Genomic DNA, 16599 nt, shown 5'->3' with positions numbered 1-16599 from the left:
TAAATTATATTGATTAAACAGATTTTACAAAATAAAAAATATTAGCCCCGCTTGAGCGGGGCATTAAAAGTGTTTAGATTACTCTCTTAGCCAACTACTTTAACATTTACTGCCTTATCGCCTTTCTCTGTTTTCTCAATCTCAAACTCTACCTTTTGACCTTCCTTTAACGTCTTGTAACCACTTGACTGAATTGCTGAGAAATGCACAAAAAGATCCTTACCACCATTGTCTGGGACAATAAACCCAAAACCCTTCTGAGAGTTAAACCACTTAACTCTTCCTGTCAATTTTTCCACTTCTAAAATACCTCCGTAAAAAATTCCGCAATTTTTGCGGTTAAAAAATTATAATACGAATCAAAAAATTTGCAATAAAAAATCTAACTATCTTTCAAAAATTTCTTTCCCTTAAGTTCCTGAGGTAAGTAGTCCTCGCCTTCAACTTTATGGCGAGGATAGTCGTGTGGATATTTATAATCTTTTCCATAGCCAAGTTCTTCCATTAATTTAGTAACAGGATTCCTTAACTTCAATGGAACTTCTAATGAACCAGTTTTCTTTATCGTTTCCATAATCTCAATCTCCGCAAGGTAAAGACCATTATCTTTTGGCGCTTTTGATAGATACGCACAGGCTTCAGCAAGCAATAAATAACCTTCAGGCGGACCAATTAGATCAAATCCCTGAAAGGCAGACACTGCAATCATTAGTGCCATGGGGTCTTTTAAACCAATATCTTCAGATGCAAATCGAATCATTCTTCTTGCGATATAAAGAGGATCTTCTCCTGCTTCAATCATTCTATACATGTAATATAGCGCTGCATCCGGATCACTTCCTCGCATACTTTTTATGAATGCCGAGATGAGATCGTAATGAGCTTCTTTTCCATAAGAAAGAGTTACTACTGAATACTCTTGTGCTATTTTGAGAGTCACAACTCCGTCTTTCGCATTCTTTGAAACATTTTCAAGGATGTTAAGAGCCTTCCTTGCATCTCCATCTGAAACTTGTGCAATAAAATCAGATACTCCTTCTTCAAATTTCAAACCTTTTAGAACTTCGTCTTTATTAATTGCATTTTCAATAATCTTCTTTATTTCAGCATCTGTGAGCTTATTAAAAACAAATACAGAAAGCCTCGAAAGTAAAGCATTATTGACATAAAATGACGGATTTTCAGTAGTAAGTGCAATGAGTATAATCTTTCCCTGTTCTATGAACGTTAGAAAGGCATCCTGTTCTTTTCGATTAAAATGCTGAATTTCATCAACAATAACAACAGGTGTTTCTTTCACAAAAAGGTTTTCTTTGGTAAGGTCCTTTAGAAGTTTTTTAACATCTTTAATGTGCTCAGTTGTTGCTGAGATTGTTATGGTCTTTCTTCCCTGTGTTAAAATTTGTGCAATGGTTGTCTTTCCAGAGCCAGGTAGCCCCCATATTATAAAGGAGGAAAGTTTACCACTCTTTAACATATTAAAAAGGGGAGCACCCGGCTTAACAAGGTGCTCCTGCCCTACGAATTCCTCAAGTGTTTTAGGTCTTACCCTTACGGGAAGCGGTTCTAATTCCATCTAAATCTCTTCTATTTGTGCAAGTTGTTCTAAGACAAAATTCCTAATCTCCTCAGGCGTCTTATTCTCATAAACCACTTTTCCGTTGAGAATTATGGGAACAAGCGCCTCAGTGCCAGTCCCCGTTTCGTCGTTTTTCTTTACCTCGTAAATAACTTTGCCATTTTCAAATCTTTTATAAACCTTTTTTCTTCCAGAATATTTTCCTCTTTTTGCAATTGATGTGCCGTTTACTTCAACAATATCCATTGCAAAATCTATTGTATCAGCGTTAGAAATAGAAGTCCCCACTCCAAAACCATCCACAACACCAGATTCTACAAGTTGTTGTACAGTTTCTTCATCAAGTCCACCAGAGACAAGGATTTTTACTTGATCAAAACCACGTAGGTCAAGTTCCCAACGGACTTCTCTTGCAATATCAACGATATTTCCGCGGCGTGATCCTGGCGTGTCCAGTCTTACACCGTAAAGATGCTTTCCTATTGTTTGCGCTGCAAGAATAGACTCAAATTTTTCGTCTTGGAACGTATCAACAAGTGCAAGCCTTGGGACTGACGGATCTATAATTTCATCAAATGCCTTTACTGCTTCAACAATTCCTCCCATATTTATAATTAGCGCATGCGGAATCGTACCCGTTGGAGGTTTTCCTATTGTACTTGCTCCAATCAAACTTGAAACCGCATCACAACCGCCAATGTATGCTGATCTATCAATCATTGGTGCAATCGCAGGATGCATTCTCCTAATTCCAAACGAAAGAAGAGATTTGTCTTTTGCTATTTTTCGAAGCCTTGCAGCCTTTGTTGCAATTCCAGATGCTTCACAAATAAAACCAAGGATTGGAGTTTCAAATCGAGCAAATTCAAGATACGGCCCCTCTATAACCATTACAGGCACAGGATATCCTCTTACATCCCTTGCCGTAAAAATGCTTCCCTCAGGAAGTGCATATAGGCTAACATTTTTCCCTTCAAGAACTTCTATTACCTCAGGAAGTCCTACAAATACACCCCAAGGATATTTAAGTCCCTGCACAGTAAAATCAGCAACAACATTGTTATTAATACCTTTCTTTTTTAAAATTTCTTCGGTTCTTGTAAAATAAACATCAGTTGTTAAACCTTCTTTTATCTCTTTTTCACTTGCAATAAACACATTCAACCTCCTTCAACTATTTTTTCACTTCCATCGCTCTTGCAAGAATAAGGACTGCATCCTTTCTTTTTATAGGGTCGTTTGGATAAAACATAAGTTGCATATCGGAAACAGACCCCTGTATTATATTCAAATCAAAGGCTGTTCCAATCTCTTTATAGCCAAAATAAGTATAAGGAACATCAGAGAAAGGAGACACCGCATCAGGCTTTGCTAGTAAGAGTGCTCTCATAAGAAGTGTAACAAATTCCCCTCTTGAGATTACACGAGTTGGAGCAAATTGGTTAGAGGAAATTCCTTTAATTATCCCCCTCTTAACACCTTCTTCAATATAATTATGAGCCCAATACGTAACGCTTACATCAGAGAAAGATGAAGTTGAATAGTCTTTAGGTGTAATTCCAAGTGCTCTTAAAATAAGGACTGTTGCCTCGGCTCTTGTAAGGTTATTATCGCTCCTGAATGTGTTATCGGGATACCCTTTTACAATTCCTTTATCAACAAGCACCTTTAGATATTTTGAAACATAGTAATCGTTTACGTCTGAGAAAACAGGCGTAAAACTTGGAGTTCCAATCGTGAAATTGGTTGTTGCCTCAACTCCATAGTTATTGACAAGATAAAATTTTACAGTATATATCCCTGTATCAACCTTATTGCCTTTTGAATCAACCATATCCCAGGATACTGAAAACGCCTTTGTACCATTCGCAGGAATGTTAACCTCAGTTATAACTTGAGCAAACATTCTTGCAATTCCCCATTTAAAGATAATCGCGTTGCCCTTCATGATAACAAAGTCGTAAATCTGCGAAGTATTGAATTTCAGAGTAATAGGCGAATCAGAAGTATTCGTTACGGTAAAAAGAAATCTCACTGTCTCATTCAAGGCATACTCATTTCTATCAGTCACAACCTTACCTACAAGAGGCAGATTTGCAGATTTTCCATTAGCTACACTTGTAAAAGTCATAAACATCACCAATAAAGCAATTAAAATTTTCTTCATTCTTATCACCTCCATTAATTAGATATCCTATTCTCCTTTTTTGTTCCATTAAAATGCTTCCCCCGGTTTCAAAATAAGGCATGTTGAACGAGTTTCTTTATCAACCATTTCCTTAAATCTTTCGATATCAACAGAAATTATATCCCAGGTATTATAATGCATAGGGACAACATACTTGGGATGAATCATCTTTACTGCCATAAGGGCATCGTTTGCATCCATTGTAAAATAACCACCAACAGGTAAAAATGCAATATCAATAGAAAATTGGGATCCTATAATGCTCATATCAGAAAAGAGTGCCGTATCGCCTGCATGATAAATCGTCAAGTCATCCAGTTTTATAACATACCCTACAGAGACCCCTCCGTATATCAAATTTCCATTTGCATTAATGGAAGAGGTATGAATTGCCTGAACCATTTTTACCGAAAATTTATCAAAATAAACAGTCCCACCTATATTCATCAAGACAAGATTTTTAACACCTTCCTTCCCAAGATAATGTGCAACTTCATAAATTGCTATAACAGTTGCGTCATTATTCTTTGCAATTTGAATAGTATCCCCAAGGTGATCCGAATGTCCATGTGTTACAAGAATATATTTTGTGTTGCACTCTTCAACTTTCATTGGATTTAAGGGATTACCTGTAAAAAATGGATCAATAACGATGTTCCCAAAATCGTTAATTATCATAACTGTTGCATGTCCTAAATAAAGAATCTTGCTCATATTAACCCTCCTTTATTTTGCAATTCTTTGAAGAATGTATCAAGTTCTTCATGAATTACAAAATCAAACATATAATCCATTGAAGTTTTTGTTTTATTTACAAGAATTTTAGAACCTCTTGCAAATTGAACAAGGGTATTTGCAGGATAAACTTCTAAAGATGTACCAAGCGCCAAGAAAACATCGTAATCAGAAACACAACTTGAAGCCTTATCAAAATCAATTACTGGCTCGCCAAAAAATACAACATCAGGTTTAATTATTCCACCACATGATTCACAATGAGGCACAACATTCTTCTTTATTAATTCTTTCATTCGATCAAAAGAATACTCTTTTCGACAATTTAAACAGTGAGATTTCTCTACACTTCCGTGCAAATGGATCACATTTTTAGATCCGGCTTTCTCGTGTAAAAAATCAATATTTTGAGTAACAATGCAAACAGGACATTGGCTCTCGAGGTTAGCAAGAAATTTGTGAGTAAATGTTGGCTCTGCTTTTTCAAAAACTGGATACATTTCTCTTGCAAAATCGTAAAAAGGCTTTGGATCATGGAGAAAGTAATATATGTCAAATACATTTTCACTATAAAGTCCCTTCGTATAAATGCCTGTTTCTCCTCTAAAATCGGGGATTCCTGCATTAACCGATATACCTGCACCTGTCAAAACTGAAATACTTTTAGCATTTTTTAAAACCGCAAGGACCTCATCAATCATAAGCTCTTTATTTTTTCGACGACACTTGCTATACTTTGTGCTAACTCATTATCAAAGTTCTCGGAAACCCGCAGTGACTCTTCGTAGTGCAAAAGCGCTTTGTCCTTGTCTCCCAGATAAAAGTATGCCTCCCCAAGGAAGAATTGGGATGTAAGATAAGTATAAGGATTTTTCGTTTTGTCAATATCGTTAATAATTTCTTCAATATGATCTCTCACTTCAGAAATAAGTTGTGGGTCATTTTTAAGAAAGAAAAGTTCCCTTAAACACACTGAAATTTCGTAATGTATTCTTATGAAACTCTCCTTGTGAGTATCCTTAGGGAAGTAATTCAGCGCCTCTTCAAAATAACCCAGTGCATTCTCAAGTAGTTCTATCTTTGTTTTTTCATCAATATCTTTAAGTCTTGACTCGTTAAGGTAAAGAGTGCCAATATTAAAAAGTGTTGTCGCATAATCTTGAGGATCTTTATCTTTGTAGATATCAAGGACATATTTGTAGTGTTCAAGTGCTTCTTCATAAAAATCTTTATCTTCCTTTAAAAGGGCAAGTTCCAAAAGAGACGATGCAATGTGCGAACGGGTTGAAGCAATATCAAGGAGATCGTCGTTTTCAAAGTAGTTAAGACTTTCTCTAAAGGCTTCTATCGCTTTCTTAAGAAACTCTTCCTTTTTCTCAAGATCCCTTTCAAATTTTCCCAAAATAAAGTTTGACACACCAATGCCATGGTAAATGAGCCCTATAATCTTATTATCCTCTGCCTCATCCTTTAGTTTTAGCGCTTCCTCAAAATACTTAAGAGCCTCTTTTATGGATTCAATTTCCTTTCCTAAAAGATATGTATTTGCAAGATTATAATAAACCCTTACAAGTTTAGATTTATGGTCTGTATCCTTTAGAAGCTCAACTGCATTAAGATAGTGCTTTGCTGCTGTTTCAAGATTATAAAGAGGATCCTCAATGTGAGCAAGTTTATAAAAGACAAATCCCTTGTTAGATTCAATTTCCGCAAGGTCCTCTTTATTTTCAACGGTTTTTGCAATTTTCTCAGCCTCATCAAAGTTAAGTAGGGCGCTTACTATATTCTCACGCTCATCACCAAGGTCAGAAAGTAATAAATATGTCAATCCCAAATTCATAAAAATACGCAGTCTCTCGTAAGAAGACTTTGCATTCTTTAACTCTTCTTTTAATGACAAAATTGAATTCAAAAGTTCGTCGTAATTTTCCATTTTTTCATCTCCTCACAGAAATTATACTACTTATGCAAATTTAAGGGAAACTACTTTTGAAACACCTGCTTCTTCCATTGTAATACCGTAAAGTATATCGGCTTTTTCCATTGTTTGCTTGTTGTGTGTAATTACGATAAGTTGAGATTTTTTTGACATACTTTCAAGGAGTTTTCCAAATTTGTAGACATTTTCATCATCAAGAGCAGCATCCACTTCGTCCAAAACATAAAAAGGTGAGGGGTTTACTTCAAATATAGCAAAAAGAAAGGCAAGTGCAACCAAAGATTTCTCACCACCCGACAAAACGCTTAGTGGTTGTTTTTTCTTAAATGGAAGTCTTACGCTTATCTCAACTCCCTTAACCTCAGAAAATTCATCTAAGATTTTTTCTATCTTTGCTTCTCCTTCTCCAAAGATTTCAAGAAATATTCTTTCAAAATGCTTATTCAGAGCATTAAATGTCTCTTCAAATTTTTCCTTTATGGTGTGCTCAAGCTCATTTATGTACTTTTCAAGTTCTTTCTTTGCATTTGCTATATCATCAAAAACAACTTTCTTCTCCTCATAATTCGCCTTCAATTCTCCTTCTTTGTCAACGGAAGTAAAATCAAGAGGTTTAAGGTTTTCAATTTCACTTTTAAGTCTCTCAATTTCTTTCTTCAGGCTCTCTTCTGATAACTCGTTACTTACGGGCGCTTCCTTAAGACCTTTTTCTTCTAATTCATTTATGATGCTTCCAATACCTACTTCAATTCTTGCGATGTTTAGTTCAATCTTTTCTATGACTCCATGGATTGATTCTTTCTCATCATTCAATTTTTCAAGCATTACTCTTAAATTTCCTTCCTCAACTTTTTTCAAATTCAACTCATCTTTTATTTTTTCGATTTCCTTTGAAACTGAAAGAAGTTCTAATTCAGATTCGTTTAAGAGTGCAATTTCATTATTTAAAGCATTTTTCTTTTCTTCGATCTCTTTTAGAATTTTTTCGTATCTTTTATCAATTTCTATAAGATCCCTGTCTATACTTTCAATTCTTTTACTTAAATCATTATTTTCATTTTCAAGATTTTGAATTTTAAGCTCTATCTCGCGCTTCTTAATTGACAACTTCGATATTTCATCTTTTAATTTGTCAGTTTCGCTTCTTAGACTTGATAGCTTTGAGAAGTCGAATGAGGCTTTGAATTTTAACTTTTCTGCACGTTCATTCTTAAGGTCCGTCAATAACTTTTCGAATTTCTCAATTTCTATTTTGTTATTTTTTAATTCGTCTTCAAGCTTTTCTCTTTCAAGAATTTTTCTTTCTGTATCTTTTGCCAAATTTAACTCGTTTAGTAAATTTCTTCTACTGTTATCAAGGATATTCAAATCGTTCTTTTCATTTTGAACAATAACTTTAAGTGACTGTAGCTCTGTTAAGAGTGCATTATACTGATGCTCTTCCTCGATATTTATTCCTGAGCTTTTTTCTACCTCAAATGGCGAAAGGACAACATACCCATCGCCTGTAACAATTTTTCGTATAAAAATTTTTTTGTATAACGCCTTAAATCTTTCAATCGCTTCCTCAAGTGTTTCTGTGTAATAAATTCCCAAAAGAAATTTGCTATCAATTCCTATAACTTCGCCTATTGGCTTAAGTCCCCACTGAGCATCACTTAGATCTCCGAGAGGAACATCTATAAAAAATCTTTTCGCATTTTCTTTTCTAATATCTTCAACCGATTCAACTACAACACCTTCAAAATAATCCTTCAAACCAAAAAGGTTTTTATTAATGCCAAGAATTTGTCCAAGTGTACCATTTTTGAAAGAGGGAATTGTTGCACTATCGAGAATATTTTTGAGAGTTTTAATTCTAAACTCAAGCACTGCAATCTCTTTTTCTTTATCAACTATCACCTTTTTCTTTTCTTCTATTACCTTATTTACCTCTTCAAGTTCCAAATTAATCTTGCTTATATCTGCAGGTATTAAGTTTTTTAATGGAGCAATTTTTTGCTCAAGTTCAAAAGATCTCCTCTTAATAATTTCTAATTCTTTTTCAAAAGCGCTTATTTTTCTTTCTATTTGAATGCGCTCTGATTCTCTTTGTTCAATTTCCTCGTTAAACCTGTTGTATTCTTCTTCAAGGGCATCCCTTTGGTTTTTCTTTATTGTAAACTGTGACTTTAGAATATTTTCTTCGTTTTCAACTTGTAGAAGCTCTTCCTTCAACTTTTCAAGATTTTTCTTATTGTTTTCGATGTCAGAATATATATAGGACTTTGTCTTCAAGAGACGTTCTTTCCTTAAGTTTTGTTCTGTAAGTTCGTTTTCTTTAATTTCAATTAGATTCTTAATTGAATCAATATCGTTTAAGATCTTATTTTTCTTTATGGTAAGGTCTTCTCTTTTTTTATTATAGGTTTCAAAGACATCAAGTTTAGCTTCAAGCTCGCTACTTAGCTTTTCATACTGACCCTTTACCTCAAGCAATTTTTCTTGAATACCAGTCTCCTCTTTTTTCTTTTCATTTAACCCAATTTTTAAAGATGAAAGCTCTCTTCTTAATTTAAAGAGTTTAAGCCCATACAATTTTTCTTCAAGAGATTTCAAATCAGACATAAGAGAATAATAAATATGGACTTTTTTTGCTTCTCTTAGAACTCTGTCATACTCATTTTTTACAGAGGAGAGCACAACTGAAGCCTTTGCCAAGTTATCTTCTGTCTCTTCAAGTTTCTTTTTTGCTTCCTCTTTACGCTTCCTTAGGTCTGTAATCCCCGCAACTCGGTCAATCATACTTTTCTTTTCCTCTGGTTTTGCAAGAAGAATTTCTTCAATTCGACCCTGTCCAACAATTGCATGTGTAAGTCCAAATATATTTGAAGACTTAAATATCTCCTGAACACTTTGGAGGCTAGAATCACTACCATTAACAATGTATTTAGTTTCTTTGCCTCTAATAATTCGCCTTTCTATGATGATCCTTGGCGTTTTAAGAGGAAGTAATTTATCTTCGTTATTGATTATAATTTTAACTGAGGCTACATTCATGGGCTCTTTACTTACGGAGCCAGCAAATATTAGATCAGAGGACTCACTTGCGCGCAAAAGTGAGAGTCTATTCTCACCAAAAAGAAACCTTATAGCATCAACAATGTTGCTCTTTCCAGAGCCATTAGGACCAACAATACAAGTGAGTCCCCTTCCAAGAATAAATTTGGTATTATTAACGAATGTTTTAAATCCAAAAATCTCGATACTCTCAATATGCATTAAAACCCTTGTATATATCCGTTTTCATCAATATTAAGTTTTGTTGCAAGTGGTTCTTTTGGAAGCCCTGGCATTGTGTTAATTTTGCCAAGGATTGGCACTATGAAGTTTGCACCCCTCAAAGCACGCACCTCTTTAACAGTTACAACAAAATTTTCTGGTCTACCAAGAAGTTTGGGATTATCGGATAAAGAACTCTGTGTTTTTGCCATACATACAAAGGCATTATCCATAGAAAGCTTTTCTATTTCTTTAAGATTTGTCTCAGCTTCATCGCTATAAACAACATCCTTTGCTCCATACATTTTTGTTGCAATTTTATATATCTTTGCCTTCACAGGTTCATTAAGTTCATACAAGAAAGATGGAATTACCTCTTTTGCATTCTCAACAACTGCCTTAGCAAGTGCTTCGCCACCAACACCGCCTCTCTCATAAACATCCGATAGTGCAAAAGGAACACCTTCCTTTGAAAGTAGATTTGAAATTACTTCAATCTCCTTTTCTGTATCAGTTGGGAATTTGTTCAGTGCAACCACAACCGGAACACCAAAAGTTTTCATATTTTCGATATGCTTCTCTAGATTTGCAAAACCTCTCTTAACCGCCTCTACATCTTCGACATTCTCATCTTTTTGTCCACCGTGATATTTCAAAGCTCTAATCGATGCAACAATTACAGCTGCAGAAACTTTAAATCCACCAACTCTTGAAACTATATCTAAGAACTTCTCTCCGCCAAGATCAGTTGCAAAACCGCCTTCCACAAACACATAACCTGCAAATTGTAATGCAAGTTTTATTGAAATAACTGAGGCACTCCCATGTGCAATATTTGCAAAAGGACCCGTATGGATAAAAACGGGGTTATTTTCAAGGGTTTGGACTAAATTGGGGTTTATAGCATTCCGCAAGATTACAGCCATTGCTCCTTCTGCTTTCAAGTCCTTTGCGAAAACAGGGGATCTATCGTAAGTCATTCCTACATAAATTCTTGAAAGCCTTTCTTTAAGATCATTAAGATCACTTGAGATTCCTAAAATTGCCATAACTTCTGAAGCAACGGTAATGTTAAAACCATCTTCCCGAGGAATTCCACCCTCAATTCCACCAAGTCCAACTACTATGTGCCTTAGAGCTCTATCATTCATATCCATAACTCTTTTGAATTTGATTCTCCTCGGATCAATACCAAGAGGATTCCCTTGATAAATACTATTATCAATCATTGCACTTAGGAGATTATTTGCGTATTCTACTGCAGGAAAATCGCCAGTGAAGAGAAAGTTAATTTCTTCCATTGGGACAACTTGCGCATATCCTCCACCTGTTGCACCACCCTTAACACCAAAAATAGGGCCTAAAGATGGTTGCCTTAAAACACCTATTGCTTTATATCCTAAAAGATTTACTGCATCCGTTAAACCAATCGCAGTAGTAGTCTTGCCTTCTCCATGAGGGGTGGGAGTCATGCCAGTTACAAGGACAAGCTTACCTTGTATTCTATCAATCGATTTCAACAACCTATGATCAATTTTAGCGACATAATCTCCATAAAGCATTAAGGAATCCAAAGGAATATCAAAGTTACTTGCAATTTTGTCAATCTTCATCAATTTTGCATTTTTTGAAATTTCGTAGTCTCTTATATTCTTCTCCTTAAATAAATTTTTCTAAAATATACACAAAATGTTCAAAACTTGCAACCATTCTTTTTAAACTATTTACGCATCTCCTTCTTATTTCACTGTTAAACATATTTCTCATTAAAGCGTCTTTTGAGATTCTTTCAAATTCTCTAAAGAACATTATCGAATCTCCTAAGGCTTCAATCCCCTCAAATAAAATCTTCTGCTCATCTTTAGAAAGGAAGTGATAAATACCAAGCAAATATACCTTCAACCCGTAAAGAGCAGTCATTTGATTTTGTATTGTCTCAGTTAAGATTAATGAACTCATGCCGTGAAAAGTCTTTGAGTTATCGCCAAGATCTTTTATAAACATTTTGAAGGCATTTTTTCCAACGAAGTAGTTTAATGAGTCTTTATTCCTCTCGTAGTAATTGTGATGTATTTCATATGCTATATCCCTAAAAATTGATTGTTGATAAAGATCCTTTCTTTCAATTTTAGATACATTAAGCTTTAAGATTCTAACATTCTCATCAAAACCACCAACAGAAAGTTTAAATCTATCAAACCCATGCTCACATATCAAAGTATCTTCTGTGCGCTCAATTACAAGACAATTTCCTGGAATCAGAACAAAAGGAAGTTCAACATCTTTAATTGCATCTACATTTAAAAAGTTCAACTGAAAATTGAGGTATTTCTTTAAATTGAAAGCAAAATAAGAAAAATCTTCGTAAATTGAAGGATTTTCGTAACTATATACGAATCTCAATGAAAGTCCCAAAAAAACCGCAAGTTCATGAATGAGAATTTCAATATCATTTTTTAAGATTATCTTCTCAAGAGCAATAAGAAGATCATATGTCGGTAGATTTTCAGTATTTTTCAGTTTTTCAATAATTGAATCGTAGTCCATTTCAATAAAATTATAAGTAATTTCTGTAATTTTAGCATTTGAAATTTTTGTATATTTATTATAATTTGTTAATGGATTACAATATAATTCTTTACTTAACAGGTTTTTTGGGAGGTTTATTATCATTTTTCCCGTTTGGCGTACTCAAAAAAGGAGCAGTAAAGCTCAATAAGAAAGTTTCTGTAATTATTCCTGCAAGAAATGAGGAAAGTAATCTCATAAACATTTTAGAAGACTTAAAAAATCAGACATACAAGCCTTACGAAATAATTGTCGTAAACGATGAGTCGGAAGATAAAACTGAAAGTATTGCAAAACAAAATGGCGCAAAAGTAGTATCAATTAAGGAAAAACCAAAAGAGGTTTTAGGTAAACCATATGCATGTTTAAAAGGATTTGAGGAATCAACTCAAGATTTACTACTCTTCTTAGATGCTGACCTAAGACTTGGAAATGATGCAATTGAAAAACTTTTATACACATATGAGCTTGAAAATGCCGTAATAAGTGTATGGCCATATCATGAAATCAAAACATTGGAAGAAAATTTTTCTTTCTTTTTTAATTTTATAGGGGCAATTTCCCTTAACAATTTTTCCTTAATAAATCGATTCTTGCCTATACAAGGCCTTTTTGGCACATGCATTCTCATAGATAGAGATACCTACGAAAAAACTCAAGGACACAAAAACATCCTGAAAGAAGTAGTTGAAGATTTGGCTCTTGGGAAAGTAATCGCAAAAAAAGGGCATTAAAATAAAAAATTTTCTTGGAAGAAAGGATATTAAGTTTAGGATGTATAAAGGTGGCTTCAAAGAATTACTCTCAGGCTAGTCTAAAAATTTTTCAAAAGGTGCTGTTTCAACACATCCTTCGAATTTTATCATCGTTTTCATTTTCATAACGGCAACTTTCTCGATTCTTTTTCATCTTAAAGAGTATTTTATATTTGCAATATTTTTCTCAGTTGAGTTTCTTCTTTTTGGAAGAATTATTGGAAACTTTAATCCAGTTTTACTTATGCTATATCCCATACATTTGTTTATATTCTTTATAATTTTTGCAAATTCAATCTTGCAAACTTTTATAAAAAGAGAAGTAGAGTGGAAAGGCAGAAAAATTAAAATAAGATGAGCTCAACTAAATTTATATTTCTATTTTTAATTGAGTACTTAATCGGTTCAATAATGTTTTCATATATAATTGCTAAAATATATAATATTGACCTCAGAAAATTCAGAGACGGCAACCCTGGTGGTTCAAATTTATGGAGACTTAAAGGCATTAAGCTTGGATTAATCGCAATTTTCCTTGATTATTTAAAAGGGTTTATACCTCTTTACTTTATTATCTCAAAAAACAGCTTAACTCCTTTTGAGCTAACTTTAATTCCAATTGCACCATTACTTGGACATATTTTCTCTCCGATGTTGAATTTCAAAGGAGGCAAGGGAATTGCAACAACATTTGGTATATGGTCAGCACTTACAAAGTATGAAGTTCCGCTAATTTTAGGTACTGTTTATACAATTTTTATATTCATCAAAAGAGAAAATACAACTCCAGAATTCGATGCCATTCGTGCATTAAGCGGTATGTTTTTAACCTTAATATTCATTTATGTAGCACATAGAGAGTTTATTAATGTAGCAATTTTAAACACAGTTCTATTGATTTTTTCTCACAAAAGAGAGATAATAAACATAGTAGAAAGGAGGCAAATATGATTAAAAATCAGTGGTATGTCGTCTTATCATCAAAAGAATTGAAAGATAAACCTATTGGACTTACAAGATTCGGGGAAAAACTTGTAATGTGGAGGACAAAAAACGGAATTGCATGTATCAGAGATATATGTGCCCATAGAGGTGCAAGCCTCTCAAGAGGAAAAATTGTCGAAGGACACATTCAGTGCCCATTTCACGGCTTTCAATATGATTCAAACGGTAGGGTAGTTTTAATACCAGCAAATGGAAGGAACTCAAAAGTTCCTGAAAACTTTAAAGTAAAAAGTTATAAAGTAAAAGAAAAAAATGGATTTATATTTTTGTTCTATGGTGATGAAGAAAAAGCTCCCGATAAGATACCATTTTTTGACTGGATTGACGATAGTTTTGCATATGATGAATTAAAAGATCCTTGGAATACGCACTATTCAAGATGCATTGAGAATCAACTTGACCCAATTCATCTTCCATTTGTCCACTATAATACAATAGGAACAGGCAATAGAACTGTTGCAGATGGACCAGTTGTGGAGTGGTTTGATACTGATAAGATGCGCTTCTATGTGTTTAATAGAAAAGACGATGGTACTCCTCCAAAGAAACCAGAAGAACTAAAAGGACAGAAAAGTAAGGTTTATCTTGAATTCATTTTCCCAAATATTTGGCAAAATCACATAAGTGACAAATTCTTTATCGTTGCTGCATTCGTTCCTGTTGATGAAGAACACTCTTTAGTCTATGTTAGACAGTATGTAAAACTTACGGGAATTAAATTTATAGATAAACTCATCGCAACGCTTTCCATTCCATTTGATAGAATTGTGCTTCATCAAGACAGAAGGGTTGTGGAAACACAAATTCCCAAAAAGAGTTCATTACATATGGATGAAAATCTTGTGCAGGGGGACCTTCCAATAATTGAATACAGAAAAAGAAGGGAAGAACTCATAAGGCAAAATAACTGACATGAAGAATTATAAATTTAACTTAATTATTCCAAAGCTTGAGAAATTTGTAAAAGACCTTGGAGTGCCCGTTGTAACTCGCATTAAAGAAAAGGAGGCTGATCCTTTCAAAATTCTCATAGGCACAATTCTTAGTTTGCGAACGAAAGATGAAACAACAGAGCAAGCCGCAAAAAGATTGTTTGAGGTTATAAAAACGCCTCACGACCTTGTTAAACTAAGTGAAGAAGAAATAGAAAAACTCATATATCCTGTAGGTTTTTACAAAAGAAAGGCAAAGCAAATAAAAGAAATCGCATGGACACTTATACAAAAATATGGAGGCCGTGTCCCAAATGATCTTGAGGAACTCTTAAAAATGAAAGGCGTTGGAAGAAAAACTGCAAACCTTGTCATAACTGAAGCCTTTGATGACTACGGCATTTGTGTTGATACTCATGTTCACCGCATTTCAAATAGGCTTGGCTGGGTAAAAACAAAAACCCCTGAACAAACCGAAATGGAATTGCGAAAAATACTCCCAAAGAAGTACTGGAAGACCATAAACCCCATTCTTGTCACATTTGGCCAAAATATTTGCAAGCCTGTAAGCCCTCCCTGTTCTAAATGCCCCATTAAAGAGTTATGCCCAAAAATAGGAGTAACAAAGTCTCGGTAAGAAATTTTGAAACATACCCCTTTTGTTGTAAAATAATTCGCTATGAAAAAGATAATTTTAGTTTTATTAATATTTTCTCTTTTGTATTTTGTAGGTTGCGGCAACTCTTATAAGATAAATTTCTTTGATGAAGTCACAGGAAAACCTATTAATACCGTTATTATAAATGGAAAAACAATTGAAGGGGAAGTGAAGCTCTCTCCAAATACTTATGAGGTGTCTGCAAATAATTATGAGGAAAAAACAGTATCTGTAAATAAGGATACAACAACTTTTTTCTTAAAGCCTATTTCTTACCTTTCAGTCGAAGCAAATGCAAGGATTAACTCTATAAAGATTGATAACAAATATTATGAACCAGTAAGTCTAATTGTAAATGGACGAGAAGTATTCGTTATTTCCCCAGTTGCATTAGGAAAGCATAAAATTGTGATCGAAAGCAAATTCTTTATTCCACTCTCAAAAGAAATCGAATTCAAAGAAGGCGAAAACCATTTAAATGTTGCTCTTTCGGTAGATAATGTTACATTCTCAAAGTTCCTTGATACGGTCGAGTTTCCTCTTGAAGGCTCTTCAAATAAGAAGATTGCAGTAAAAATAAATGGTATTGCAAACAAAAACCCCGTGAAAAAGGAAATTGAAGTTGAAAAAACCGGCGATTTCCTTACCTTTAAAGATGGAAATTTAACATACTCTTATAAAAATGGTGATTTTGACATCAATGGTCGTAGACCAAATGAAGAAGAAAAGGCAATTTTATCTTATTCAAAATCTGTTATCGAGGAGTTTTTAAATTTAAGAAGTACTTTAAAATCTTTGAATCTAAAAGAAGTTAAAGATAACGAATTTATTTTATCAAAGACAGGTGACTTTGAAGGAAGAAAAATAAACGAGTCAATATCATTTACTCTAAATAACGCAAAAATTACTAACATAATTTTGAACATTGTACAAGAACAAATAAACACTAACTTGTCAATAGAAGTGGAGGTTAAGTAGT

At 34.0% G+C, this 16599-nt stretch carries 15 protein-coding genes; 5 read left to right on the top strand and 10 right to left on the bottom strand.

The genetic code is table 11. The features are described 5' to 3' along the window. Window positions 1–86: 86 nt before the first annotated feature. The 10 genes from cspE to ACMV0E_RS03640 form a co-directional block, all read right to left on the bottom strand. Complete coding sequence (gene cspE, locus ACMV0E_RS03685) at window positions 87–299, bottom strand: transcription antiterminator/RNA stability regulator CspE (protein WP_416085018.1); 213 nt, start codon at window positions 297–299, stop codon at window positions 87–89. A gap of 83 nt (window positions 300–382) precedes the next feature. Next, a complete protein-coding gene (locus ACMV0E_RS03680; protein ID WP_416085017.1) occupies window positions 383–1576 on the bottom strand; it encodes a replication-associated recombination protein A in 1194 nt (397 codons plus the stop codon). Further along, window positions 1577–2737: a nicotinate phosphoribosyltransferase gene (locus tag ACMV0E_RS03675; RefSeq protein WP_416085016.1), complete on the bottom strand. Its 1161-nt coding sequence runs from the start codon at window positions 2735–2737 to the stop codon at window positions 1577–1579. A gap of 16 nt (window positions 2738–2753) precedes the next feature. Next, window positions 2754–3746: an S-layer homology domain-containing protein gene (locus tag ACMV0E_RS03670; RefSeq protein ID WP_416085015.1), complete on the bottom strand. Its 993-nt coding sequence runs from the start codon at window positions 3744–3746 to the stop codon at window positions 2754–2756. Between the two features lie 48 nt (window positions 3747–3794). After that, window positions 3795–4481 (bottom strand): metal-dependent hydrolase, encoded by a 687-nt coding sequence (locus tag ACMV0E_RS03665; protein ID WP_416085014.1) that lies wholly within the window; start codon window positions 4479–4481, stop codon window positions 3795–3797. Continuing rightward, a complete protein-coding gene (locus ACMV0E_RS03660) occupies window positions 4478–5203 on the bottom strand; it encodes an SIR2 family NAD-dependent protein deacylase (RefSeq protein WP_416085013.1) in 726 nt (241 codons plus the stop codon). The genes ACMV0E_RS03665 and ACMV0E_RS03660 overlap by 4 nt, the downstream gene beginning before the upstream one ends. Continuing rightward, window positions 5200–6435 carry a tetratricopeptide repeat protein gene (locus tag ACMV0E_RS03655; protein ID WP_416085012.1) on the bottom strand — a complete coding sequence of 412 codons (1236 nt, stop codon included), beginning with the start codon at window positions 6433–6435 and terminating at the stop codon, window positions 5200–5202. Before ACMV0E_RS03655 ends, ACMV0E_RS03660 begins: the two co-directional genes overlap by 4 nt. Window positions 6436–6465: 30 nt before the next feature. Then, window positions 6466–9702 (bottom strand): AAA family ATPase, encoded by a 3237-nt coding sequence (locus ACMV0E_RS03650; RefSeq protein WP_416085011.1) that lies wholly within the window; start codon window positions 9700–9702, stop codon window positions 6466–6468. Then, window positions 9702–11315 carry a formate--tetrahydrofolate ligase gene (locus ACMV0E_RS03645; RefSeq protein ID WP_416085010.1) on the bottom strand — a complete coding sequence of 538 codons (1614 nt, stop codon included), beginning with the start codon at window positions 11313–11315 and terminating at the stop codon, window positions 9702–9704. Before ACMV0E_RS03645 ends, ACMV0E_RS03650 begins: the two co-directional genes overlap by 1 nt. A 46-nt stretch (window positions 11316–11361) precedes the next feature. After that, the gene (locus tag ACMV0E_RS03640; protein WP_416085009.1) at window positions 11362–12249 is read right to left on the bottom strand and encodes a hypothetical protein; all 888 of its coding nucleotides are present in this window, start codon (window positions 12247–12249) and stop codon (window positions 11362–11364) included. A 71-nt stretch (window positions 12250–12320) separates the two neighbouring features. Between ACMV0E_RS03640 and ACMV0E_RS03635 the strand changes: the two genes are divergently transcribed. The 5 genes from ACMV0E_RS03635 (at window position 12321) to ACMV0E_RS03615 (ending at window position 16598) form a co-directional block, all read left to right on the top strand. Further along, entirely contained in the window at window positions 12321–13004 is a 684-nt protein-coding gene (locus ACMV0E_RS03635; RefSeq protein WP_416085008.1) for a glycosyltransferase family 2 protein, read from the top strand. Window positions 13005–13379: 375 nt separating this feature from the next. After that, window positions 13380–13976, top strand: a complete 597-nt coding sequence (locus ACMV0E_RS03630) for a glycerol-3-phosphate acyltransferase (protein ID WP_416085007.1) — start codon at window positions 13380–13382, stop codon at window positions 13974–13976. Then, on the top strand, window positions 13973–14941 hold the full coding sequence (locus ACMV0E_RS03625) for an aromatic ring-hydroxylating oxygenase subunit alpha (protein ID WP_416085006.1): 969 nt from the start codon (window positions 13973–13975) through the stop codon (window positions 14939–14941). Before ACMV0E_RS03630 ends, ACMV0E_RS03625 begins: the two co-directional genes overlap by 4 nt. A gap of 1 nt (window position 14942) precedes the next feature. Beyond that, a complete protein-coding gene (locus tag ACMV0E_RS03620) occupies window positions 14943–15599 on the top strand; it encodes an endonuclease III domain-containing protein (RefSeq protein ID WP_416085005.1) in 657 nt (218 codons plus the stop codon). A gap of 42 nt (window positions 15600–15641) precedes the next feature. Beyond that, window positions 15642–16598 (top strand): hypothetical protein, encoded by a 957-nt coding sequence (locus ACMV0E_RS03615; RefSeq protein ID WP_416085004.1) that lies wholly within the window; start codon window positions 15642–15644, stop codon window positions 16596–16598. Window position 16599 lies beyond the last annotated feature (1 nt).

Origin of the sequence: Caldisericum insulae (assembly GCF_047785965.1) — a bacterium.
Classification (GTDB): Bacteria; Caldisericota; Caldisericia; order Caldisericales; family Caldisericaceae; genus Caldisericum; species Caldisericum exile_A.
This window is presented reverse-complemented; position numbering and strand designations above follow the sequence as displayed.

Bases quoted from the DNA above. Each gene is read 5' to 3' on its own strand.
- ACMV0E_RS03680 (WP_416085017.1), bottom strand. From the start codon at position 1,576: ATGGAATTAGAACCGCTTCCCGTAAGGGTAAGACCTAAAACACTTGAG.
- ACMV0E_RS03670 (WP_416085015.1), bottom strand. From the start codon at position 3,746: ATGAAGAAAATTTTAATTGCTTTATTGGTGATGTTTATGACTTTTACA.
- ACMV0E_RS03660 (WP_416085013.1), bottom strand. From the start codon at position 5,203: ATGATTGATGAGGTCCTTGCGGTTTTAAAAAATGCTAAAAGTATTTCA.
- ACMV0E_RS03635 (WP_416085008.1), top strand. From the start codon at position 12,321: ATGGATTACAATATAATTCTTTACTTAACAGGTTTTTTGGGAGGTTTA.
- ACMV0E_RS03630 (WP_416085007.1), top strand. From the start codon at position 13,380: ATGAGCTCAACTAAATTTATATTTCTATTTTTAATTGAGTACTTAATC.
- ACMV0E_RS03655 (WP_416085012.1), bottom strand. From the start codon at position 6,435: ATGGAAAATTACGACGAACTTTTGAATTCAATTTTGTCATTAAAAGAA.
- ACMV0E_RS03640 (WP_416085009.1), bottom strand. From the start codon at position 12,249: ATGGACTACGATTCAATTATTGAAAAACTGAAAAATACTGAAAATCTA.
- ACMV0E_RS03665 (WP_416085014.1), bottom strand. From the start codon at position 4,481: ATGAGCAAGATTCTTTATTTAGGACATGCAACAGTTATGATAATTAAC.
- ACMV0E_RS03625 (WP_416085006.1), top strand. From the start codon at position 13,973: ATGATTAAAAATCAGTGGTATGTCGTCTTATCATCAAAAGAATTGAAA.
- ACMV0E_RS03650 (WP_416085011.1), bottom strand. From the start codon at position 9,702: ATGCATATTGAGAGTATCGAGATTTTTGGATTTAAAACATTCGTTAAT.
- ACMV0E_RS03645 (WP_416085010.1), bottom strand. From the start codon at position 11,315: ATGAAGATTGACAAAATTGCAAGTAACTTTGATATTCCTTTGGATTCC.
- ACMV0E_RS03615 (WP_416085004.1), top strand. From the start codon at position 15,642: ATGAAAAAGATAATTTTAGTTTTATTAATATTTTCTCTTTTGTATTTT.
- ACMV0E_RS03620 (WP_416085005.1), top strand. From the start codon at position 14,943: ATGAAGAATTATAAATTTAACTTAATTATTCCAAAGCTTGAGAAATTT.